This window comes from Pseudomonas sp. SbOxS1 (assembly GCF_013416725.1).
In the GTDB taxonomy this organism is placed as follows: domain Bacteria; phylum Pseudomonadota; class Gammaproteobacteria; order Pseudomonadales; family Pseudomonadaceae; genus Aquipseudomonas.
Window position 1 is genome coordinate 1 of the sequence record NZ_JAAVXC010000070.1, and the last position, 22794, is coordinate 22794.

Consider the following 22794-nt stretch of genomic DNA (forward strand, 5'->3'; position numbering starts at 1 on the left):
CACAGGATGCATTCCCACGCAGAGCGTGGGAACGATCAGGTTGGGGGTAACCGGAAAAGCCAGGTCGGCTTTAAGGCCGCCTCGCTTTGGCTTTAGATCTGGGTGCCCCGTTAACCACGCTGGCCGAACGCAGGCATTGTGCAGTGGGTAAACCGGCAGGACGCCGGTTTAGCCGCGCTGGGCCAGGGATGGCCCATCGCGGCGACCCACGGAGCAATGCCGGAGTGAGGGCATGCCGAGCCTAAGCGAGGCACCGAGTGGTGGGGCAAAGCCTTTTGGTTCCTTTTTGGCGCTTGAAAAAGGGACTCGCCGTAAGGGCGAAACCATAGGTAGCCGTTACCGCAGCAATGGATATGTACCCAGACAACAATCCCCCACAGGCTGTGACGCGGCATGGATCAACGGCCTGATCGGGTGGTGTTCGGCGTCAGTCGAAAAAATTATCGAATGGTTGGCCGCCTACGCTTCGACGCGGCGATCCGATAAGCCGAATCCTTCATTGAAGCATCCGAAATTTCACGGCCGCCAGATTTCAACATCCTTCGCATCCACCGCCTTGGGCAACAAGCCAGCGGCAAAAAACGCGTCGGCGATTTTCTGCTGTTCGCCCAGCTCATCGCTTTTCACCGGCTGCACCTGGTAGCTGCGATGGGTGTTGGCGCTCTCGACGGTGTCTACCCCAAGGTTGCCCCATAGCGGGCTGAGCACCTGGGCGGCTTCACGGGGGTTGGATTTTACCCAGCTACCGGTCTTGTCCAGTTGCTCGTAGACCACCTTGAGTACATCCGGGTGTGCCTTGGCGTAGCTCGTGCTGGTCAGGTAGTAGCGTTTGTAACTGGCCAGGCCCGTGCCGTCAGCCAGGGTACGGGTCGGCAGTTGCCGTTGCGCGCTGGTGAGGAAGGGTTCCCAGGTGACCCAGGCGTCGACCTTGTTGTTTTCGAACGCGGCGCGGCCATCGGCGGGCGACAGGTAGGCCGGCTGGATGTCGGAAAACGCCAGGCCGGCCTTGCTCAGGGCGGCGATCAGCAAATAGTGGGCGCCGGCGGCCTTGGTGACAGCGACCTTCTTGCCTTTCAGGTCGGCCAATCGCTGCAGCGACGAGTCCTTGTGCACGACGATGGCCTGGGCCGAAGGCGAGGGCGCTTCCTGGGCAAAGTAGGTCAGCCTGGCCTGGGCAGCCTGGGCGAAGATCGGCACGGTGTCCGCCACGTCGGCGCTGATGTCGACATTGCCGACATTCAGCGCCTCCAGCAGTGGCAGGCCGCTTGGAAACTCGTGCCAGCTCACATCGATGTTCTGTTGCGAGAGGTTTTTTTCCAGGGTGCCCTGGGTCTTGAGCAGGGTGATGAGGGTCGATGACTTCTGGTAACCGATCCGTAGCGTTTCGCGGGCCTGGGATGGCAGGGAGAACGTCAGGGCCAGCGCAACGACCAGGCCGGCCAGCACTGGCCGTTGAAACTTCGCTAAAGCAGACGGGATGGATCTGGACATGGCACGCTCGATATCAGGAAAGGGAAGGGCTCGCTAACCTGAATAATATGGTTATAAAAAAATGTTTATAAATACGTATTAGGAATTAGCTTAGTGAGTTTTTTACATCAGAACGCGTACTGCAAACGGGTGTAGTAGTACCCGCCGGTGAAACCGAAAGGTGAGTAGCTGCCCCAGTTGTCGCCGAACGAAGAGTTGGGCACCCCGATATGATCGGGGTATTTATCGAACAGGTTCTGCGCCCCGACGGCGACGGTCAGCTGTCGGGTCAGGGCGTAGGCGACATCGAGGTCGGTGATCCATTTGGCGGAGTACTCGCGGTCCAGGCTCGGATCGGCGGAGCTGTTGACCTCGGTGTAGGTGCCATAGCGGGTCAGGCGCAGGTTGACGTCGAAGTCATGGATCGCCCAATCAGCCGAGAAAATCGCCTTGCTGCTGGGGGAGGTCTTGGTGATCAGCGCCCGGGCCTGGCGCCCCAGCAGTTGATAGCTGCTGTTCAGGGCGGTGAGCTGGGACGGGGTCTGGTCGACGCTGAGGATTTGCGTGTGGTTGTAGTTCAGCGCCGCGGTCCATCGCACCGAGCCGAACGCATTGAGGTTCTGCCGGTAGTTACCCACCACATCGACCCCGGAGGTACGGGTACTGGCGCCATTGGTGAAAAACTGCGCCCCGGCGGTCGCGGGCACGCCAATGCTGTCGAGCAGGGCGGCGACACCCGGGCCCTGGAAGCGTTCGCTAAGCACCAGGCGGTCACGCAGGTTGATCACGTAGCCATCCACGGTCAGGCTCAGGTCCTCGCCGGGCGTGAGGGCGAAGCCGAGGCTGAAGTTGGTCGAGCGCTCCGGTTTCAAGGACTCGGCCCCCAGCGCCTGGGCACCTGCCGAATCCACCGGCAGGATCACGTAGTTATAGGACTGGTAGACGCCATTGATGGTGTCGAACCCGGTCGAGCGCGCGGTGAAGATCTCGTTGGCCAGCGATGGCGCACGGAAGCCGTTGCTGATGGTGCCGCGCACCGAAAACACCGGGTTGAATTCGTAGCGGCTGCTGATCTTTCCGCTGCGGGTGCTGCCCACGCCTTCGTTGTAGTGTTCATAACGCGCCGCGACACCCAGGTACCACTGCTCGACGGGGTAGAAACCCAGGTCGATGTAAGTGGCGACGTTGTTGCGACTGACCTTTTGCGCGTCGTCAGGGGTGATGCCGTTGGTGACCTGGGCGCCCGGATCGGGGCGTTGCCCGGCACGCGGATGACCGGCAGGGAACACGTAGCCGCCGTCGATATAGGACGCCTCGGAGCCCGCGCGCGTCTCGTATCCGTCGCGCCGATGCTCGAAACCGAAGGCGACATCCAGTGGCTTGGACAAGCCGATCTCGTAGCTGTTTTTCAGGTCCAGGTTGCTGGTCCACTGATCGGCGATGTAGATGCCGGAGGTGAATTTGTTCGGCGTGTTTTCGCCCAGCGACGGGTTCTGGTTGTCATAGGTGCGTTGCTTGGCGTAGTTGCGCCCGTAGGTGCTGCTCAAGTCCCAGGCCCAACCGCCGATGCCGATGTCGTCACCCCGGGCGCCGAAGGCGGACTGGAAGTCGGTCTCGTTGATCAGCCAGTAAGGGCTGTAGCCGTCGGGAAACCCATTGGGGCCGGTGGTGATGGTGTTGCGCCCGCTGGGCAGGCGGAAGTTCTGGCCGTCGTTGTTTTCCCGGGTAGCCAGGGTCGAGAACGAATAGAGCGTCACGGCTTCGTTCAATGGCAGATCGAGGTTGTAGGCAGCATCCGCCAATTGGCTGCGGGGCAGGCCGTAGCCTTTGTAGGTGTGATGGCTGGCCGTGGCCTCACGCGGATCGGGCGAGCCGTCCGCCAATGGATAGTAGTGCGAGGCATAGCCGTTACTCCCGGCCTTGTTGTCGCGTTCCTGGTAGCGAGTGTCGAGCGAGACGTTGAGCACGCCGGCCTGGCCCACTTCGAAACCATAGTTGAGGGCTTCCTGTGCGGTCCCCCGTTTGCCGTCGTAGTTCTGGCCCAGGGTCGTGTCGGAGCTGCCGCCGGTGGTCTGCTTGAGGATGATGTTGATCACCCCGGAGATGGCATCCGACCCGTATTGGGCGGCCGCGCCGTCACGCAACACCTCGATATGATCGATGGAGGCCACCGGGATCAGGTCGAGGTCGCTGGGTGCCGCGCCGCTGTTGATGCCGTTGATGTTCAGCGTCGCACTGGTATGCCGACGCTTGCCGTTGACCAGCACCAGCACGTGGGAAGCAGTCAGGCCGCGCAACGTCGCCGAACGCACCACGCCGCTGGCATCCCAGCCCGCCCGGTCGGGCAGGTTGAAGGACGGGATGAATTTGCTCAGCGCCTCCAGCAGGCTCGGTTTGCCCACCGCGCGCAGTTGGTCGCCGGTCACTACGTCGATCGGTGTCGGGCTGGTGGTGACGGTGCGTTGTTCGGCGCCGCGGTTACCGGTGACCACCACCGTATTAAGGGTGGGCGCGCTGGTTTCGGCGGCCTCGAGGTTGAACGAGGCAAGGCTGCAGGCAATCGACAGTGGCAACAATAAGGGTCGGTACGTCAGCGCTGTGTCGCGCTTTGGGTGGTTGGACATAAAGGTGAAGCTCCTGATTGGCGGGTGAATTCCATGTCACTTCTTGCGCGCGGCGACGGCCTCGATTTCGACCAGGCCGCCGGGCAGCGGCAGGGCCACCACTTGAACGGCGGTGCGTGCCGGTTTGTTCGGTTGCGCGGCGCTGCCGAAGAACGGCGTATAGCCTTGCTGCAACCCGGCGAAATCCAGCTTGCCGCCCTTGGCCGGGTCACCCACCAGGAACACCCGCAGTTGCACCACATCGCCCAGGTCCAGGCCCTGGCTTTGCAGGACGCCCTTGAGCTTGTTGATGATCGAGGTGGTCTGGGTCGCGGTGTCGCCGTAGGCGGTAAAGGAATCCTTCGGCGCGTTCGGGTCGTGCAGGTCGGCCAGCAGGCCACTGACGAACAGCAGGTCGGTTTGCGCCGGCACCGACACCGCCAGCGAGATCGGGAAATTCGAGTTGGGCAAGGCGACGCGCTTGATCTCGTCGGCGTGGCTGTTGAGTGCGGTGGCGGTCATGAGGATCCCTGTAAGCAAGGTGATGGCTTTCATTGTTCAGTCCTTTCCTTCAATGGTTCAGGCAGCGACGCCCGGTTGATTGCGTTCGGCGTGCCGGCCGATCAGCGAAACGATGCGCCGTGCCGAATCGGCGGCGCTGTTCTGCCAGATGCCGACACCGCCGTGGGCCAGGGCATCGCTGGCCAGGTAGGTGCGGCCCTGGGGTTGGTTGAGGAGTGCGTAGGCGCTCTCGCCGACTTCGTCGTTGACGATCCACGGGCCCTTGCTGAATGGCACCTTGGCCCAGTTGATGGCCACCGGTTTTTGCAGCTTGGTGCTGTGGCCGGGATGCAGCAGTTCCACGGCCTGGCGGGAGGAGGCGAACTGTTCGGCGAGGGACTTCTTGCTGAAGGCCTGGGCCGATTCGCTGGTGTTGTAGGCCGCCACCAGAATCCCCTGGGCGCTGTTGAGGCGATCGCTGGGGTACCACAGGCCTTTGACTTCATGGTCCAGGTAAGAGAGGCCGCCGTAGATGTTGAAGTCGGTTTCCCAGAACCGTGGCGACTGCCAGGCGACCTTGTTCGCCTGATCGCTTTGCGCGCTCTGGATCGCTTGCTTGAACGGCTGGCTGAAGTTGCTCGGTAACTTGGCCAGCAGTGGCAGGGGCACCGTGACGATGGCGTAGTCGGCGTTCAGGGTTTGCGTGGCGCCGGTCTTGCGATCACGGTAAGTGATGCGGCTGCCAAGCTCGGCGGTCTGGATGTCGCTGACTTCGGCATTGAAGCGCACCGCATCCTTGAGCTTCTCGTAGAACGCATACGGAATGCGGTCCATGCCACCGACGGGCTGGAACATGGTCGAGGAGAACTCCGGGATCTCATCGAACACCAGCGCGCCCCAGAGCTTGGGATTGAGCAGGGTCTGCAGTTCCAGCGGCGCCCGGGTGATGCCGGTTTGATCGCCCGCACCGGGTACGCGGGTGTAGCCAGAACGCACCGAGCCCTTGTATTGGAAGTCGGCGTTGAGGTCGCCGTAGACCTTGAGGAAACTCAACAGCGCCTTGCGATCGTCAGCGCTCAGGTCCTGATCCAGGGCTTTGCGACTGACCGTGCGCGCCAGCAACTCGGACAGCTGCCCGCGGGTATCGTTGACCGCCTGGCGCAACTGGAACGCCGGCTGCTTCGGGTCCGGCAACGCCAGGGCATTGCGGCTGCTGTTGACAAGTACTTGCAGTTCGACGCCCAACTCGCGGCAGTAGCCGAGGATGGTCTGGTGATGGCTGGGAATGCGCGCGGGACCGGCGTTGAAAAACTGTCCGTCATCGAAGTCGACGGTCTGGCTGACGCCGTCGTCGAAATCGATTTTACTGCCGCGACGCAGGGTCCAGTTGCGTCCGCCCACCCGATCACGGGCTTCGAGAATGGTCACGGTAAAGCCGGCCTTGCGCAGCTCATAGGCACTGACCAGCCCGGAAATACCGGCGCCAACCACCACCACATGTTTGCCTTTGCCACTGTTGCCCAGTTGCAATGGATTAAAGGTCGAGGCCACGGCCTGAGGCGTCAGCCCCAGTGCGCCGAGGGCGCTGACAGCGGCGGAATAGCCGCCGACGGCGGCGATGCGGGAAATCAGTTCCCTGCGGGTGAAAGCCATTGTGATGCTCCTTGGAATACTTGCTTTGAGGGCTCTGTAGGAGCTGGCTTGCCAGCGAACGCGGTGGGTCATTCAACATAATTGTCGACTGCCTCTCCGACTTCGCTGGCAAGCCAGCTCCTACAATTGGTTGGGGTTAGAGGTCGTAGCGCACGGACAACAGAACGGTGCGCGGGTCGTTGATCGAGTAGAAGCGGGCGCCGCTTGAAGGCACGTAGCCGACCGACTGCGGATACGCGCGATCCAGCAGGTTTTTCACCGCCAGGGTGGTGGTCCAGTGACCGTCGCCGGAGATGTAGCGGGTGTTGGCGTTCCAGAAGGTCTGCTTGGGGATTTCCTGGATGTCGTCGTTCAGGGCGTTGGCGTAGGACTTGGTCTGGAACTGCGCATCGGTACCTGCGAGCAACGTGCCGGGCAGCCCGGCCGGGATGGTGTAGTTGAGGCCGACGCTGGCGTTCCAGCGCGGTGAGAACACCAGTTGCTTGCCGTTGGCATCGACGCCTGCGCCGGCGGCGTTTTCGAAGTCGTCGTACTGGCTTTCCAGGTAGCCGACGTTGGCGGTCAGTTGCAGGTCGCGGGTCAGCGCGGTGAGGGTTTCCAGTTCCACGCCATAGGTGTGCGCCTTGCCGACGTTGGTGCGCAGGCTGACGCCGAGCGCCGGGTCGTAGGCGTTGGTCTGCAAGTCGTCGTAGTCGTTGTAGAACAGCGCGAGGTTGGCGCGCAGGCGCTGGTCGAAGAAGTCCCCCTTGAAGCCGGTTTCCCAAGTAGTCACGTCTTCCGGCGAGAACGCCTGTTCGGCGGCGGCCTGGGTCGGCGCGCGGTTGTCGTAGCCACCGGCCTTGAAGCCTTTGGCGACATAGGCGTACTGATTCAGATGCGGGGTCCAGGCGTATTCGAAGCCGACCTTCGGGCTGGTGGACTGCCACGACTTGCTCGAATCGGCGCTGAAGTTGGTCCCGGTGATCTGCCGTTCGGTGGTGATGGCGTAGTTGGTGTAGTCGAAGTTCTTGTGCTCGCGGGTAAAACGCAGCCCGGCGATCAGCGACAGTTTCGGCGTGACCTTGTAGCTGCCCTGGCCATAAAGGGCGTAGCTCTCGGTTTTGGTGGTGCTGTATTGACCCTGGCCAATCACCCGGTTGCGCGCGATGGAGTAGGTGAGGTTGTCGCGGTCGGCGTCGAAGGTTTCGCGGTACGCATACAGGCCGGTGCTGAAGCTGAAGTCGTCGTAGTCACCGTTGAGTTGCAGCTCCTGGGTGACGTAGTCCTGTTTGTAGAGAATCAGGTTGTTCTGGATCAGGGCCGCCTGACCCGAGTTGTCATAGTTCACTGGCTGGTGGAAGGCCGAATAGGCGGTCACCGATTTGAAATTCAAATGGTCGTCGATGTTATACATCGCACGCAGCACCGAGCTGCCCTGGTCCAGGCGGTTTTTCGGATTGAGGCTGCTGTAGCTCTTGAACTTGTCGAAGCGACCGTTGGCATCGAACGGCGTGTAGCTGGTGGTGTCGCCACGGTCGAAGGTACCGGCCAGGGTCAGTTGTACATCCCACGGCGAATCATCGGGGTTATAGCGCAGCTTGCCGCGATAGGACTGGATGTCGACGTTGTTCACATCCGTGTGGCGCGTCGGGTCCGAGACGGTGCCGTCGCGGGTGAGACGAATCGCCGAGAAACTGCCGAACAAGGCGTTATCCACCAATGGACCGCTGATCAGCAGGCGACCGTTTTGCGCGTTGTAGTCGCCGGCGGCGAGTTCGAAGAAACCACGGGTTTCCTGGGTCGGATCGCGGGTGATCACGCGGATCGCGCCGGCGCTGCTGTTGCGGCCGTACAACGTACCTTGCGGGCCGCGCAGCACTTCGACGCGCTCGACGTCGTTGAAGTCGAGCATCGAGGAAATGGCCCGCGGGATGTACAGGTCGTCGGCGTACACCGCGACGGCGGATTCCTGGATCGGATCGGTCTCGCCGATGCCACGAATCCCGTAGGTCTGCGCGCTGTAGGAGATCGACTGGCGACTGAGAGTCAGGTTCGGCACCTGCCCGGAAAGGTCGCGAATGCTTTTGATCTGCTTGTCTTCCAGGGCCTTTTCGTCGAACGCGGAAATCGCCAGCGGGGTCTTTTGCAGGTCTTCGCTGTGGTGCTCGGCGGTGACGGTCACGACGGGGAGGGCACCCTCCCGGGTGGTTTCGTCGGCGTGGGCGGACAAGCCGGCGATCGCCAGCGAAACGGCCAGCGTCAGGCGGGTTGAACGGAAAGTGGTGTGCATGGTGAACCCCGGATACGGCGTTGGCGGTGATGTTTTTTTCGGCAAAGCGTTGCCGTGGCCATGGTTTGAAAGCCATGGCGGCGCTGGCTTGAGCCGGTTTCTGGTTTGGGTGAAGCGGTTGACCGTGGAGTGGTGTCGGCCGGAAAAACGAATGGTTCCGTGGGCCTCCACCTGGTCAGGGGTCGGTGATGGTTGTAACAATATTTATATAAACAGCCGGTGTAAAAGTCCGATTAGTTATAAGGTAATTATAAATAACAGACATTAAAATTTAGATTTAAATGCGTAAGTTTGATGTTGTATTTGAGGCCAGGCACAAACCAATGTGGGAGCGAGCCTGCTCGCGATAGCGGCGTGTCAGCCAACATTTATGCCGACTGACACGCCGCTATCGCGAGCAGGCTCGCTCCCACAGTGGATTGTGTTTAATTCAGTACCCGCGTTGTACGTTCGCCTGGTTCTCAAGGGCCAGGCCATTGAGAAACCGCTCCAGATTAGCCAGGAAACTATCAGCGATCTCATGGCGACTGTTGCTGGAAATCGCCGAGGTATGGGGCGATAGGCGCACCCGTGGATGGGCATAGAGCGGGTGACCATCCGGCAGCGGTTCGGGTTCGGTCACGTCCAGCGAGGCCAGTCCGATGGTGCCGTTGTCCAGCGCTTCCAGCAGCGCCCCATGATCGAGCAAACCGCCCCGGGCAATGTTGATCAAGTGCAGGCCGGGCTTGGCGTTGGCGAGCACGGCACGGTCGACGATATGCCGGGTCGCTTCGGTCAGGGGCGCGGCCAGTACCAGGTGATCGGCACGCGAAAAAAGCTCGTGGATATCCCGTACCGCTTCCACGCCTTCAACCTCGAACGGCGCCTGGCTTTGACGCAACGCCAACACCTTGATCCCCAGGGCACGGGCCTTGGTCGCCAGGCTGCGGCCGATGGCGCCAAAGCCGAGGATGCCCAGGGTGGTGCCCTTGAGCGGTGTCAGCGCGGTGAAGTTCCATTGCGCGTCATGCACCCAGATGTCCGGCAAGCGCTTGGCCGCGGCAAAGATCGCCGCCAGCGCGAACTCGGCGATGTTCTCGGCGGCGCTGCCCCGTGAGGTACTGACCGGCGGGCCGTTGAACAGCCAGGACGGGTAGAAGTCGATGCCCGATGACACCACCTGAATCCATTGCAACCCATAGGGCCAACCCGGCGGCGGGGTGTCCGGTGCCTGATAGCCGCGCACATTGATCGGCCGCGCCAGCAGGATCCCGACTTCGGCCGGCAGGTCGCTGGGGACCCCGGCCGGCACACCGATGACGCGGGCTTCGGGGTGGCTCTGCGCAAGGCGCTGGCGGATCACTGCGTTGAAATCTTCATCCAGTTGGCTGGCGATGACAAGCTGGCTCATGGGCGCTCCTTGGACTGGGGTGAGGATTGGCGCTGGGCAAACACGGCTTTGCCGACGCCCTGCAAGATGGCGTCGTTTTGCGGCGTGTGGACGCGACTGCAAAGCACATCGCGATAATGCCTTTGCAGCGGATTGCTGCGTGACAGGCCGGGATTGCCCGACGCTTCGATGGCCAGCTCCACGGCGCGGATCGCGTTGCCCGTCACCAGGTACTTCAGTTGCGCCGCGTTGCCGGCAGGCGTGCGACCCTCCGCCGCCGCGTCGAGCAGGCTACGGTTGGCAAACAGCAAGGTGTCGATATGCCCGACGATTTCCTGAAAACGTGGCAGTGTCGAAAGCGCGGCGCCAAGGTTGGACGGTGCACGGGTTTCCAGCCAGCCCACCAGCCAGTCGCGTGCGGCCTGGGCCACCCCGTCGTAGACCGATGACAGCAACACCGACATCCAGAGAAAACCGTCGCCATCGAGCTCCGCTTGCGGCGCGCTCCAGCGGCTGACGCTGACCGCGTGATCCAGTGGCACCAGCACATTGTCGAACACCACCTCATGGCTGCAGGTGGCGCGCATGCCCAGGTGATCCCAGTCTTCGATGATGCTGATCCCCGGCGTGTCCTTGTGCACCAGCCAGGCACCGACCAGGGGATCCTCATCGGTGCTGCGCGCCCAGACGCTGAACCAGGTCAGGCCATGGCTGCCGGTGGAGTAGATTTTTCGCCCGCTGATGCGCCAGCCTGCCGCGGTGCGCCTGGCGACGGTTGCCGGCAGGCCGCCGCGAGCGGGGGTGCCCAGATCCGGCTCGACGCGCAGGGCGTTGATCAGCGCGCCATCGCGCACGGCGTCCTGTGCCACCTGCACGCGCAACGCTTCGGGCCAGTTTCGATTGTCCTGCAGGCGTGCGTGCTGCAGGTACTGCATCACCAGGATCAACGCCGTCGAAGGCTCGCCCTTGGCGATCGCGCTGATGGCCTTGCGGGCGTGTGCGAGGCTCGCACCGCCACCCCCCAGGGCTTTTGGCACGGTCAGCGCTACGAGCTCGTGGTTATGCAGTAGCTTGAAGTTGTCCGCGGGAAAGGCGCCGCTCTCGTCATAAACGTGAGCACTGGCGGCCAGTTGTTCACTTAGACGCTCAAGCAATGCTTCGAAATTGGCCACTTCGATGGATCGCAGGGGTGGAGAAAGTTGAGAGGAAAGACTCATGGTGAATTCACTCGATCAAAAGGTGAGACCCGCTAGGGGGGCTGCACAACCCCTGTAGGAGCTGCCGAAGGCTGCGATCTTTTGATTTTCAAGGTCAAAAGATCGCAGCCTTCGGCAGCTCCTGCAAAGGCTGGTGTTCGGCCTGATTTACACCGGCAACAACGAAAAGTTTTTATCCCAAAGCGGACTCACATCGAGCCGTTCGCTGACCACGCCGGCGTCGAAGAACAAGTCGGCGACTTCCTGCTGTGAAGCGATCGCCTGATCGTTCACTTCGATGATTCTCGAGGCCTGGCTGCGGTTGTTGTACATGTCGAGGAACACGCTTGTGTCGACGCCCAACAATTGCGCCGACTTGGCGGCCCAGGGCTCGGGATTGTTGTTGATCCACTCCAGGGTGCGCGCCTGGCGTTGCAGGTAATCCTGAATCGCCTGCTTGCGCAGCGGGTCTTCCAGGGCGGCGGGGCGCGCGGCGATCAGGTAGTTGCCGGACAGATAACCCAGCGCGGTTTTCAGCACCCGCGCGCCACTGCGGAATTTCGCCAGCTGGATAAACACGCCATAGATCACCCAGGCATCGAGCTGACCGCTCTGGAACGCGGTGAACCCGTCCTGGGGCGTGAGCGCCACGGCGGTGATGTCCTTCATGGTCAGGCCCTGTTCCTTGAGGGCCTTGATCAGGAAATAGTGCGAGGTGGTGGAGCGCACGTAACCGACGCGTTTGCCGCGCAACTGCGCGACCGATTCGATGTTCGACGTCTTGGGAACGAGGAACACCTGGTTGTTCACGTCGCCTTGCAGCACCGCGATCAGCTTCGGTTGACGATGGCTCTGGATCGAGAAAATCGGCGGGATTTCGCTCATCGAGCCAACGTCCAGGCTGCCCGAGGCCAAGGCTTCGACGATCAGGTTGCCGCCGGCAAATTCCGCGTATTCGACTTTGTAGGGCGTGTTGGCAGTGCCGGCGTCTTCGGTGAAGTACGAGTCCTGGCCACGGTAGGTGGCGACGCCCAGGGTCAAGTCCGAGAGGCTGGGCGCCTGGGCGAAGGCACGGGAGGGCAATCCCAGGGAGGACAATCCCAACGCACCGAGGGCGATCGAACTGGCCGTGAGAAAGCCGCGACGATTGAACTGTCCCTGTGTGATCTTGTTCGTCATGGTCAGGCTCTTGTCAGATGGCGATTTGCACGGGCGCTTGGCCGAGCAGCTGTTCGACCGCGCGTAGCACCGGGTCGGCTTCCGTACGTACAAGCCAGTCCGGGCTGACTTCGGCGAAGGCCACCGTGCCGTCGCTGGCGATAACCACTACAGTCGGTTGCGGCAACTCCCAGGTACCGGTGCCGGTGGTTTCGCCGATGCTGTTGCCCTTGGCCAGTGCGGCGTTGCGCGAGGCCTCATCGAAGCTGTAGAGAATGCCCAGGCGTCGGCCAAGCCGGTTGTCCGGGTCGCTGGCCACTTGCAGTTCCAGGTTGTGGCGGGTCTTGATCTCCAGCAGTTTCTCCGGCACTTGCGGGCTGACCGCCACCAGCGGCACGCCCAGTGCCTGCAATTGCGGGTAGAGCTGGCGCTGGTAATACGGCAGGGCGATGTTGCACGCCGGGCAGCCGGCGAAGCGGAAGAAAATCAGCACCGCCGGCCCCTTGGCCAGCAACTCGTCACGGCTCAGGCTGCCGCCTTCGACCTTCAGCAAGGTGAAGGCCTCAAGGGCGTCGCCCACTTTGACGAAGTCCGCATGCCTGGCTTCATCCACCAGGCGTTGGCGCTGATCGATGTTGACCTGCAGGGCCGCCGGCTCCCAGGTCGCCACGCGTTGTGCATGCAAGTCGGCCAGCAGTTGATTGAGGGAATCGCTCATGCCAACGCCTCGCTTTTTTCCTGTGCCAGGGCCGCGATGGGCGCATGACGGTTCACCGGTACCTGCAGGCCAAGGTGCTGGCGCAGGGTGTCGCCGCTGTACTCGTCGCGGAACAGGCCACGCTGTTGCAGCACCGGCACCACCAGTTCGGTGAAATACTGCAGGCCGTCCGGCAACAGCGAGTTGATGATGAAACCGTCCGCTGCGCCCTGTTCGAACCATTTCTGGATGGCGTCGGCGACTTGTTCCGGAGTGCCGACAAAATCGCGACGTGGCCTGGAGAAGCGCAGGGCCACTTCTCGCAAAGTCAGGCCCTCGTCCCTGGCCAGTTGCTTGATCCGGTCTGATCCACCTTTCTGGCTGTTGGAGCCCAGGTCGCCCAGTTCGGGGAAGGGTGCATCCAGCGGGTACTGGCTGAAATCGTGATCATTGAACGGCCGGCCGAGGGCGACGATGGCGTCTTCGATGGTCACCAGTTCCACGGCTTGCTGATAACGGCTTTCCACCTCACTGGCATCGCGACCCACGATCGGACGAATACCCGGAAGGATCGACAGTTTCTGCGGGTCGCGACCAAAGCCTTCGGCACGTGTTTTCAGGTCCAGATAATAGGCGTGGGCGTCCTCGAAGTGTTCGGGGCTGACGAAGATCGCGTCAGAGTTTTGCGCGGCGAAATCGCGTCCGGCCTCGGAGGTCCCGGCCTGGAAAATCACCGGCTGACCTTGCTTCGAACGGGAGATGTTCAGCGGGCCTTTGACCGAGAAAAATTCGCCCTTGTGCTCCAGTGCATGCAATTTGCCCGGGGTGAAAAACTCGCCGCTTTGCTTGTCGTAGGCGAAGGCATCGTCTTCCCAGGAATCCCACAAGCCCTTGACCACATTCACATGCTCTTTGGCGATGCGGTAGCGCACGGCGTGTGGCGGGTGTTCGCTCTTGCCGAAGTTATCGGCGGTGCCGCTGAGCCACGAGGTCACTACGTTCCACCCGGCGCGACCGCCGCTGATGTGATCCAGCGAGGCGAACTGGCGGGCGACCTGGAACGGTTCGGTGTAGCTGACCGTGACGGTAGCCACCAGCCCGATGTGCTGCGTCGTGGCGGCCAGGGCCGAGAGAATGGTCAGCGGTTCGAAGCGGTTGAGGTAATGCGGGCTGGATTTCTCGTGGATGTGCAGGCTGTCGGCAATGAACACGAAATCGAATTTTGCCGCTTCCGCCAGTTGCGCCTGCTGCTTGTAGAAGTCGAAGCTCACGCTGGCGTTGGGCCGCGCCTGCGGGTGGCGCCATTCGCCCCATCCATGGCCGACACCATGGACCATTGCACCGAGTTTCAGCTGTCGTTGTTTGCTCATGGTCTTACTCCTGGATCCGTCGCATCGTTATCGCGATGCCTGGTTGAGTTGGGCGCGCTTGGCGTTGAAGCTCTTGTCGAAGCCTTGGGAAACGTCGATGTGTTTGCCCAGGATTCCTTCTTCCTGATAGATGTCGGCGGTGGTTTGCAGGCCGCCGATGACCTGGTCGTCGATCTCCACCGGTTGCATGTGCGTGCCCTTGGCCACGGCGATATGCACGTCCAGCGGCAAGCCGGTCACGCGCGCCTGGGCGGCGGCGTATTCCTCGGGATGGGCGTTGGTCCAGCGGTAGGCGCGATCGACCCGGGCGATGAAGTCGTCCAGTTGCTGGCGCTTGCCGGCGATGGCCTGGCTGGTGGCGGCGAAGTACAGATGGTTGGTCAGCAACTTCTCGCCGCTGACCAGCACCTTGGCCTGATTCTGGGTGGTGGAAATGGTGGTGTAGGGGTCCCAGGTCGACCAGGCGTCGGCACTGCCGTTGTCCAGCAGGATTCGCGATTCACTCGGCAGCAGGTAGATGAACTGCACGTCGCTGGTGCTCAAGCCGGCGTCACGCAAGGCCTTGATCGCCAGGAAATGGCCGATGGAGCCGCGGGTGGTGACGATTTTTTTGCCCTTCAGGTCGCTGGCCGTATTCAGCGGCGATTGCTTGGGCGCGAGGATGGCGGTGGTGTAGCGCCCCTCGGCATGCACGATGCTGACGACCTTGATCGGCGCGCCGGCACCGAGGGCAAATACGTAGGGCGCATCGCCCAAGGCACCGATGTCCACGGCACCGGCATTCAGCGCTTCGCCTAAGGGCGCTGCGGCCGGAAACTCGGAGAACTGGATGGCGTAGGGCACGTTCTTCAGCTCGCCGGACACTTCCAGGAGTACTTTGATCGAGGATTTCTGATTGGCCACCAGCAGTGGTTGCAGGTCGGTGGCGTGGGCGGTAGCAGCGAAGCCCAGGGCGAGAGAGAGGCTCAACAACAGGGATTTGGGTGACATGGGGAACTCCAGGCTTGGTGCGTTTGGTAGGGCCTCCGCCTGGAGAAGGGGTCGGTCTGTGGTTGACGTTATCTCTATAAGAATCGACTGTGAAATTCTTTATGGTTATATGCTAATTATGAAGTTAGCTGATTGTTTTGCTTGTTAATATGAAATAAGTGCATTTTATGTCGCGCAACGATCGTTCCCATGCTCTGCGTGGGAATGCCTCATCGGACGCTCCGCGTTCGGCTCTGGATTTGGGACGCGGAGCGTCCCGGGCTGCATTCCCACGCGGAGCGTGGGAATGATCAACGGAGCAGGCAGGACCATCAAAAGTTGTAGGCAATTCGCGTGTAGTAGTACGCCCCACCAAAACCGAATGGCGAGAACTGCCCGTACTTGTAGCCGCCCGCCCAATCCTGGATGCCGTTTTTATCCGGGTACACGTTGAACAGATTGTTCGCCCCCAGTGCCACCGTCAGGTGCTGGGTCAAGTCGTAGGCCGCATCGATGTCGGTGATCCACTTCGCGCTGAATTTACGATCGTTCACCGGGTTGTTGTCACCCTCGACGTAGCTGCCAAAACGGGTCACCGCCAGGTTGAGGTTGTAATCCGTGACTCTCCAGTTCGCCCCCAGGATCAGTTTCGACTGTGGTGTGGCGACGGTCAGGTCCTTTTGCAGGCGTCGGTCGAACAATTGCAGGCCGGAACCTGCGAGTTGCGGCGGGTTGTCCTGGATTTTCTCGATCTTGGTCTGGTTCCAGTTATAGGCCGCGCTCCAGCGGATCTGGCCGTACTGATCCAACTGCTGGCGGTATTCGTTGACGATATCGACGCCACGGGTTCGGGTGTCCACGGCGTTGGTGTAGTACTGGGCAAACAGGCCCGGGGACAAGCCGTTGGCGACGAGTACCTGGGACACCGCCGCGCCGCCGAGCAGGCTGGTGGAAACGATGCGGTCGCGGATGTCGATCTGGTAGAGGTCGGTGGTCAGCCGGTAGTTTGCCGTGGGCTCATAGGTGAAACCGAAGCTGTAGTTCAGGGATTTTTCCGGCTTGAGTTTCTCCGCGCCCAACGCTTGTGCCTCGGGGGTGTCCACCGGCAGCACCTTGACCGGCACCGAGACTTGCTGGCCATTGACCACGCCGCCAGAGGTGAAGGTTGACGAGGCATAGATGGTTTGCGCCAGCGACGGTGCGCGGAAGCCGTTGTTGATCGTGCCGCGCAGGGCGAAGGCATCAGTGAAGGCGTATCGCGTGGAGAACTTGCCGCTCCAGGTGCTGCCGATGTCCTGGGTGTAGCGCTCATAACGAGCGGCCGTGCCGATGTACCATTTATCCGTCACATCGAGGCCCAGGTCGACATAGCTGGCGACGTTGCTGCGGCTGATTTCCCCGGAATCGGCGGGGCTGGTGCCGTTGTAGGAGGCAAGCCCGGGCAAGGGCGTTCGGCCCGCAAACGGTCCGCTGGGGATGACGTAGTTGCCAGGGGTGTAGGCATCGAAGTCACCGGGCTCGATCTGGTATTTCTCCCATCGGTACTCGAAGCCGAAGGCGGTTTGCAGCGGGTTTTTCAGGCCGATGTCAAAGCCGCGGTTGAAGTCGAGGTTGTTGGTCCACTGGTCGAAGATCTGCGACGCCAGGTTGAACGAGGTGGGGCTGGTTGGCCCCAGGGACGGGTTGAGCGTGTTGTTGGCATTGAGCGTCGAGTCGTCCTCGCCCCAGGTGGAACTGGCGTCGTAATTCCAGCCACCGACCTCGCCCTTGAAGCCGCCCGCCACCTGGAAGTCCTTGGTGCGGTTGCGCCGCTGGGCGTGGATGCCATCGGGGTAGGGCGTGTTCGGGTCGCCGGCCAGGGACGTGATCTCGTTGGGCCGATAGTTGCCGGTGACCTTGGTGGTTTCCATGTAGCTGGCGGTGGAGAACGAATAAAAGCGCAAATCGTCCTGCAGCGGCAGTTCGAGGTTGTAGCTGACGTTAGTGACCTTTTCCCGGCCCAGGCCATAACTGGGGTTCCAGCCGTGGCGATTGACGGTCTGGTCGCGGCTGTCGGGGAAACCGGGCAGGGAGTAGAGGTTGCCCGTGGCACTGCCCGTGCGGTCGAAGGGTTCCTGCTCCTTGGCGTCCAGTGCCAGGTTGGCGAAGCCGTCGTTGGGCAGCGCCAGGCCGTAGTTGGCGGTCTGGTGCACGGTGTCGCCATCGCCGGCACCGTAGCGACCGAAGGACGTTTCGACGCTGCCGCCGCTGTCGTTTTCCTTGAGGATGATGTTGATCACCCCGGCGATGGCATCCGAGCCGTACTGCGCCGAGGCACCGTCGCGCAGCACCTCGATATGATCGATTGCCGAAACCGGAATCAGGTCGAGGTTGACCGGCACCGCCGCCGTACCGATGCGTGCCAGGTTGTTGATCAGCGCCGTGTTGTGCCGGCGTTTGCCGTTGACCAGCACCAGCACCTGATCCCCGGACAAGCCGCGCATGGTCACGCCACGCACCGACCAGGACGTGCCGCCGCCATTGATCGCCGGCAGGTTGAAGGAAGGCAGCAGGCGGGCGAGCAGTTCCTTGAGGCCGACCTTGCCGCTGGCTTGCAGTTGCTCGGCACTGATCACGTCGATGGGCGAGGGGCTATCGGTAACAGTACGTGGCTGGCTGCCACGGTTACCGGTCACGACCACCGTACTCAGCGTCTTGTCCGGCTCGATGGTGTCGGCTTGCGCCTGGCTGCTCGCGGCCAGCAGGCTCAAGGCGGCGGCTGCGTAATAATCGTATTTGACTCGGGGGCTGGATGAACTCATGACGCCAATTCCTGAAAGATTGCCACGCACAGGCAAACCCCTTCGCGCCTGTGGGCGAATGGCAGGGGTTGCAGAATGTTTTTCAAGCGGGGGGAGGGATCCCGCAGATCCCGGTGCTGATGACCGGGTCAGGGCAGTGTCTGGATGTAGTGCAAGGCAACGGACATGAAGTCATTCCTCTCGATTGTGGGTTCAGCCTCCGCCTGGAGAGGGGTCGGGTGTGTGGGGGGATTTGCTCCGGTGCCTGTCAGGGCACCGGGGCGCGGGTTGCTAGATCACGAAAAAGCCGTGGGTGCCGTCGCGGGCCAGTTGCTCGACCAGCCCGAACTCCCAGTCCAGGTAGGCTTGCATCGCTTCGCGCGGGTTATCGGTGCCTTCATAAGGGCGGCGATAGCGGTCGATGCGCGGTGACGCCAGATGGGTTTCGCCTTCTTCCAGAGGCAGTTGTGCAGCGATCCAGCTCGCGGTGCCACCTTTGAGCAAAAACACCGCCTTGCCGGTCAGTGCTTCGACTTCGGCCACCGCCAGGCGCGCCAACTGGCTGCTGCCGCAGGTCAGTACATAGCGCTCGGCGGAGGGTACTTGGTTCAGCGCTTCACGCAGTTGTCCGCGCAATGCCCACCAGGCCTCGGGGATATGACGCTTGACGTAGTTGGCGCTGCTGGTGAAGTCCAGCACGGCGGTATCACCCTGGGTCAGCCATTGGGCCAGGGTCTCGGGGCTGACTTCCTCGGCCTGTCGTGGCGCCGGGACCGCTGCCTGCCAGACGCCTTTTTCACTGAAGTGAGCCGGGGTCAAGTCATCCAGCACATGCACTTCCCAGCCCAGTTGCGCAAGCCAGGACGCGGACATGTTGGCCCGTACGCCATCGTCGTCCACCAGCACCAGGCGCGCGCCGCGCACGCTGGCGAAGTGGTCGGTTTCCTGCACCAGTTGGCCGCCGGGGGTCGAGCGGGCAGCGGGCAGGTGGCCGGCTTCGAATTCTTCCGGGGTGCGCACGTCGAACAGGTAGGTGCTGCGGCTCGGTTGTTGTTGCCAGCCTTGCAGGTCTGCCAGCGTGGCTCGGCCCACCCGGGCTTTGTCGGCGACGCTGCGGGCATCGCGGGCGGCCAGTTGCCGATGCTCTTCACTGGTCGGGGCGAATTGGCGCGACTGTCCGTGCTGCAGTTTTTGCCCGGCCAGGGTCCAGCCGATGGTGCCATTGCGCAGGGCTGAAACCGGGTTGGCGATGCCGGCGTTGATCAACGACTGCGTGCCGATGATGCTGCGGGTGCGCCCGGCGCAATTGACGATGATACGCGTGGCCGGGTCCGGTGCCAGTTCACGGGCGCGCAGTACCAGCTCCGCGCCCGGTACGCTGATGCCGGTGGGAATGCTCATGGTCTGGTATTCATCGAAACGCCGGGCATCGAGCACCACCACGTCGGCCTCGCTGTCGAGCAGGGCCTGGACTTCTTCGGCCGCCAGGGACGGCGTGTGGCGCTGGCTTTCCACCAGTTCGCCGAAGGCTTTGCTCGGTACGTTGACGTCGATGAACAGCTCGCCGCCAGCACGGCGCCAACCGTCCAGGCCACCGTCCAGCAGGCTGACATTGACGTAGCCCAGGTCCTGCAAGCGCTGCGCGGCGATGTTTGCCAGGCCTTCGCCATTGTCGTAGACGGTCACTGGGGTATCGCGCCGGGGAATCCGCGAGAACACCTCCAGTTCGAGTTTCGACAATGGGATGTTGGCGGCGAACAGCGGATGGGATTCGGCGAAGGGCGCTTCTTCGCGCACATCCAGCAGCGCCAGTTCTTCTCGGTCCAGCAGGGCTTGGCGAATTTCGGCGAAAGAACGGGTCGACAGGGTGCTCATAGGGCTTGGTTCTCTTTGGACAAATCCCAGATATTGGGCAGATAGGCGTTGGAATAACCGGAAATGAACAGCTTCTCGCTGCCGTCGGGCTGATACACCGCGCGCCGCACGGCACCGATGTTGGCGCCATACACATGGATGCTGATCGACACCTGGTCGTCAAAGGCGTTGCTGACTTGATGGATGTCGCCGATCTTGGGCGACACGGCCTCGACCTCTCCTGGCCGCAGTTGCACCCGGTCGCCATCGACGATCAAGGCGCCGTCGTCGTTGCGTTTGAAACCTTGCGAGTACTCCGCGCCGCGCAGCATGCCGATCAGCCCCCAGACCCGATGGTCATGGATCGGCGTACTTTGCCCCGGCCCCCAGACAAAACTGACGATGCTGAACCGCTGCCGTGAATCGGCATGCAACAGGTATTGCTGATAGCGCTCGGGGTCTGGCCGGGCAAAGTCATCGGGCAACCAGTCGTCGTGGCTGACCAGTTGGCTGAGCAGCTTGCCGCCACGATGCAACAGATCACCCTCGCGGGGATTGCCGTCGATCAATTCCGCCAGGGCGCCTATGAATGCTCTGAGTCTCTCCGGGTGTCGGGCCTGGGTCATGGCGATTCCATCGTTCGTTGTGAAAGTTGACCCTTTGATTTAAGCATAATGTTTTAGATCAATATGCGATTGTTTAATGATTAGGTTATAGCTGAATGGAATTTATAACCCTATCGCATAGCACCAGAAGCTATTGGCTGGTGGCCTGTCGTGTGGCGGGCTATCCTTCCCCTGATTATGGAACTATGCTTTTCAGACATCTTATTGACTGTTCTCTATGTGCGGGCCAAATGAAAATTGATGATATCGATGCCTTTGTAGAGGTGATTCGTTGCCAGTCCATCAGCCATGCCGCCGAGTCGCTGCAACTGACCCAGCCGGCCATCACGCGGCGCGTGCAGAACTTCGAGCAGGCCTTGGGTGTGGAGTTGTTCGACCGCAACACCAAGCCGCTCAAGCCCACGTTGATCGGTACGCGGGTGTATGAACAGTGCCGCCTGATCCTGCGGGAAATGGATGCGCTGCGCGAACTGGTGGCCACCGACGCGCCACCGACCGGGCTGCTGCGCCTGGGGGTGCCGCAAACCATCGGCGACGTGGTGTTGCTCGACGCGCTCAAGCACCTGCGCATCGAATACCCCGACCTGCGGGCCCAGGTGGCCACGGGGTGGGGCAGCCAATTGGTGGGCAAGATCGAGCGCGGTGAGCTGGATGCCGCCGCGGCGTTGTTCCCGGCGGGCAAGATTTTCCCGGACAACATCGTTGGCGAGTCGATTGGCAAGATGGAGCTGGTGGTGGTCTGTGCCAAGGCCCAACTGCCCAAGCGCCCGTGCAAGCTGGCTGACGTTTACCAGAGCGGCTGGATACTCAACCCCGACGGCTGTGGCTTCCGCGCCGGCCTGCAAAGAACCCTGTCGGACCAGGGCCTGGCCCTGCGCGTCAACCTGGAAACCTTCGGCACCGAATTGCAGTTGGGCCTGGTCGCCGACGGCCTTGGACTGGGCCTGGTACCGCGTCCCTTGCTGGAGCGCAGCGTCCACCGCGAGCAATTGGCGGCCATGCCGCTCAAGGATTTCAAACCGGTGATGGACCTGTGGCTGATCTATCCGCATTTTCTCGGCAACCTGCAAGGGCCGGTCGACGCCTTTGGCAAGCTGGTGGCCGGTTCATTGCAAAAGATCAAGAGCGCGGCCTGATCACTCAGGTCGCCTATAATAAAAAAAAATCATAATTAGCTTAGATTAAAATGTGATTTTTATTATGTTTTAGCTTCCCATAGGCTGGCTGCAACTCGTTAAGGCCATCCAGGAAGTTTTGCCATGAGCAGTGTCAGCCCGTTATCCAGCGTCTCGAAAAATGTCCGCCAGCGCGTCAGCCCCGAAGAGTGGGAGGTGCGGGTAAAACTGGCCGCGGCCTACCGGCTGGCGGCCTTGTTCAAATGGACCGACCACATCTATACGCATTTTTCCGCGCGGGTACCCGGGCCGGACGAGCATTTCCTGATCAACGCATTCGGGCTGCTGTTCGACGAAATCAGTGCCTCCAACCTGGTCAAGGTCGACATCGACGGCAGCATCGTCGACGACCCGACAGGGCTCGGTATCAATCCAGCCGGTTACGTGATCCACAGTGCCATCCACGCGGCCCGACCGGACCTGCAAGCCGTGCTGCATACCCATACGCGCGACGGCATCGCGGTGTCGGCCCAACGCGACGGCTTGCTGCCGATTTCCCAGCACTCGATCGGTTTTTCCGGGCGGGTGGCCTATCACGGTTACGAAGGGGTCGCGCTGGACCTCGACGAGCGCGAGCGCCTGGTGGCGGACCTGGGCGATAAAAGCGTCCTGATCCTGCGCAATCACGGGCTGCTGACCGCTGGTATCAGTGTTGAACATGCGTTCCAGCAACTGCAGGGGCTTGAGCGCGCCTGCAATATCCAGATCGCGGCGCAGGCTGGCGGCAATGCCGAGTTGATCTTCCCGCCTGGCGATGTGGTGGCCAAGGTCGAGAAACAGGCCGAGGTGTTCAAAAGCGGTGACGGACCGGGTGTGGCGCGACACTGGAATGCGCTGATTCGGCAGCTGGAGCGCACTGATACGGCTTACAAGGAATAACCTGTAGGAGCGAGCCTGCTCGCGAAAAACCTGAGCACGCCGCGGGGTGCCAGGCGGGTAGCGTTATCGTTAACGACCATCGTCGGAACGCCGCCCGGAGCCTCTACCAACGTTGGTCCATGCCGTAACGCAGCCTTTGGGAGATTTTTGTCTGAGTACATATCCGTTGCTGCGGTAACGGCCACTTATGGTTTCGCTCTTACAGCGACTCCCTTTTTCAAACGC

Annotated in this window: 16 protein-coding genes; 2 read left to right on the forward strand and 14 right to left on the reverse strand. The window is 61.7% G+C overall.

Annotation, left to right across the window (positions count from 1 at the left end; translation table 11 throughout):
• Positions 1–516: 516 nt before the first annotated feature.
• From HFK74_RS32575 to HFK74_RS32640, 14 genes are all read right to left on the reverse strand, one after another.
• Positions 517–1491 (reverse strand): aliphatic sulfonate ABC transporter substrate-binding protein, encoded by a 975-nt coding sequence (locus tag HFK74_RS32575; protein WP_180207175.1) that lies wholly within the window; start codon positions 1489–1491, stop codon positions 517–519.
• A 107-nt stretch (positions 1492–1598) separates the two neighbouring features.
• Entirely contained in the window at positions 1599–4094 is a 2496-nt protein-coding gene (locus HFK74_RS32580) for a TonB-dependent siderophore receptor (RefSeq protein WP_180207176.1), read from the reverse strand.
• A gap of 36 nt (positions 4095–4130) precedes the next feature.
• The gene (locus HFK74_RS32585; protein ID WP_180207177.1) at positions 4131–4628 is read right to left on the reverse strand and encodes a RidA family protein; all 498 of its coding nucleotides are present in this window, start codon (positions 4626–4628) and stop codon (positions 4131–4133) included.
• 24 nt (positions 4629–4652) lie between these two features.
• Positions 4653–6227, reverse strand: a complete 1575-nt coding sequence (locus tag HFK74_RS32590) for an FAD-dependent oxidoreductase (RefSeq protein ID WP_180207178.1) — start codon at positions 6225–6227, stop codon at positions 4653–4655.
• A 136-nt stretch (positions 6228–6363) separates the two neighbouring features.
• Complete coding sequence (locus tag HFK74_RS32595; RefSeq protein ID WP_180207179.1) at positions 6364–8496, reverse strand: TonB-dependent receptor; 2133 nt, start codon at positions 8494–8496, stop codon at positions 6364–6366.
• Between the two features lie 430 nt (positions 8497–8926).
• Complete coding sequence (locus HFK74_RS32600; protein WP_180207180.1) at positions 8927–9886, reverse strand: D-isomer specific 2-hydroxyacid dehydrogenase family protein; 960 nt, start codon at positions 9884–9886, stop codon at positions 8927–8929.
• Complete coding sequence (locus tag HFK74_RS32605) at positions 9883–11082, reverse strand: acyl-CoA dehydrogenase family protein (RefSeq protein ID WP_180207181.1); 1200 nt, start codon at positions 11080–11082, stop codon at positions 9883–9885. Before HFK74_RS32605 ends, HFK74_RS32600 begins: the two co-directional genes overlap by 4 nt.
• 147 nt (positions 11083–11229) lie before the next feature.
• Entirely contained in the window at positions 11230–12240 is a 1011-nt protein-coding gene (locus HFK74_RS32610; protein ID WP_180207182.1) for an ABC transporter substrate-binding protein, read from the reverse strand.
• Positions 12241–12253: 13 nt separating this feature from the next.
• The gene (locus tag HFK74_RS32615; protein WP_180207183.1) at positions 12254–12937 is read right to left on the reverse strand and encodes a peroxiredoxin-like family protein; all 684 of its coding nucleotides are present in this window, start codon (positions 12935–12937) and stop codon (positions 12254–12256) included.
• On the reverse strand, positions 12934–14286 hold the full coding sequence (locus HFK74_RS32620; protein WP_180207184.1) for an LLM class flavin-dependent oxidoreductase: 1353 nt from the start codon (positions 14284–14286) through the stop codon (positions 12934–12936). The genes HFK74_RS32615 and HFK74_RS32620 overlap by 4 nt, the downstream gene beginning before the upstream one ends.
• A gap of 27 nt (positions 14287–14313) precedes the next feature.
• A complete protein-coding gene (locus HFK74_RS32625) occupies positions 14314–15276 on the reverse strand; it encodes an ABC transporter substrate-binding protein (protein ID WP_180207185.1) in 963 nt (320 codons plus the stop codon).
• A 311-nt stretch (positions 15277–15587) separates the two neighbouring features.
• Positions 15588–18056, reverse strand: coding sequence for a TonB-dependent siderophore receptor (locus HFK74_RS32630; RefSeq protein WP_180207186.1), 2469 nt, complete (start codon positions 18054–18056; stop codon positions 15588–15590).
• 270 nt (positions 18057–18326) lie between these two features.
• Positions 18327–19910 (reverse strand): rhodanese-related sulfurtransferase, encoded by a 1584-nt coding sequence (locus HFK74_RS32635; protein ID WP_180207187.1) that lies wholly within the window; start codon positions 19908–19910, stop codon positions 18327–18329.
• Positions 19907–20515, reverse strand: coding sequence for a cysteine dioxygenase (locus HFK74_RS32640; protein WP_180207188.1), 609 nt, complete (start codon positions 20513–20515; stop codon positions 19907–19909). The genes HFK74_RS32635 and HFK74_RS32640 overlap by 4 nt, the downstream gene beginning before the upstream one ends.
• Before the next feature lie 230 nt (positions 20516–20745).
• Here HFK74_RS32640 and HFK74_RS32645 point away from each other — a divergent pair, with 230 nt between their 5' ends.
• Positions 20746–21651 (forward strand): LysR family transcriptional regulator, encoded by a 906-nt coding sequence (locus HFK74_RS32645; RefSeq protein WP_008066170.1) that lies wholly within the window; start codon positions 20746–20748, stop codon positions 21649–21651.
• Between the two features lie 123 nt (positions 21652–21774).
• Positions 21775–22569: a class II aldolase/adducin family protein gene (locus tag HFK74_RS32650; RefSeq protein WP_180207189.1), complete on the forward strand. Its 795-nt coding sequence runs from the start codon at positions 21775–21777 to the stop codon at positions 22567–22569.
• Positions 22570–22794: the final 225 nt, after the last annotated feature.

Bases quoted from the DNA above. Each gene is read 5' to 3' on its own strand.
- HFK74_RS32575 (WP_180207175.1), bottom strand. From the start codon at position 1,491: ATGTCCAGATCCATCCCGTCTGCTTTAGCGAAGTTTCAACGGCCAGTG.
- HFK74_RS32580 (WP_180207176.1), bottom strand. From the start codon at position 4,094: ATGTCCAACCACCCAAAGCGCGACACAGCGCTGACGTACCGACCCTTA.
- HFK74_RS32585 (WP_180207177.1), bottom strand. From the start codon at position 4,628: ATGAAAGCCATCACCTTGCTTACAGGGATCCTCATGACCGCCACCGCA.
- HFK74_RS32590 (WP_180207178.1), bottom strand. From the start codon at position 6,227: ATGGCTTTCACCCGCAGGGAACTGATTTCCCGCATCGCCGCCGTCGGC.
- HFK74_RS32595 (WP_180207179.1), bottom strand. From the start codon at position 8,496: ATGCACACCACTTTCCGTTCAACCCGCCTGACGCTGGCCGTTTCGCTG.
- HFK74_RS32600 (WP_180207180.1), bottom strand. From the start codon at position 9,886: ATGAGCCAGCTTGTCATCGCCAGCCAACTGGATGAAGATTTCAACGCA.
- HFK74_RS32605 (WP_180207181.1), bottom strand. From the start codon at position 11,082: ATGAGTCTTTCCTCTCAACTTTCTCCACCCCTGCGATCCATCGAAGTG.
- HFK74_RS32610 (WP_180207182.1), bottom strand. From the start codon at position 12,240: ATGACGAACAAGATCACACAGGGACAGTTCAATCGTCGCGGCTTTCTC.
- HFK74_RS32615 (WP_180207183.1), bottom strand. From the start codon at position 12,937: ATGAGCGATTCCCTCAATCAACTGCTGGCCGACTTGCATGCACAACGC.
- HFK74_RS32620 (WP_180207184.1), bottom strand. From the start codon at position 14,286: ATGAGCAAACAACGACAGCTGAAACTCGGTGCAATGGTCCATGGTGTC.
- HFK74_RS32625 (WP_180207185.1), bottom strand. From the start codon at position 15,276: ATGTCACCCAAATCCCTGTTGTTGAGCCTCTCTCTCGCCCTGGGCTTC.
- HFK74_RS32630 (WP_180207186.1), bottom strand. From the start codon at position 18,056: ATGAGTTCATCCAGCCCCCGAGTCAAATACGATTATTACGCAGCCGCC.
- HFK74_RS32635 (WP_180207187.1), bottom strand. From the start codon at position 19,910: ATGAGCACCCTGTCGACCCGTTCTTTCGCCGAAATTCGCCAAGCCCTG.
- HFK74_RS32640 (WP_180207188.1), bottom strand. From the start codon at position 20,515: ATGACCCAGGCCCGACACCCGGAGAGACTCAGAGCATTCATAGGCGCC.
- HFK74_RS32645 (WP_008066170.1), top strand. From the start codon at position 20,746: ATGAAAATTGATGATATCGATGCCTTTGTAGAGGTGATTCGTTGCCAG.
- HFK74_RS32650 (WP_180207189.1), top strand. From the start codon at position 21,775: ATGAGCAGTGTCAGCCCGTTATCCAGCGTCTCGAAAAATGTCCGCCAG.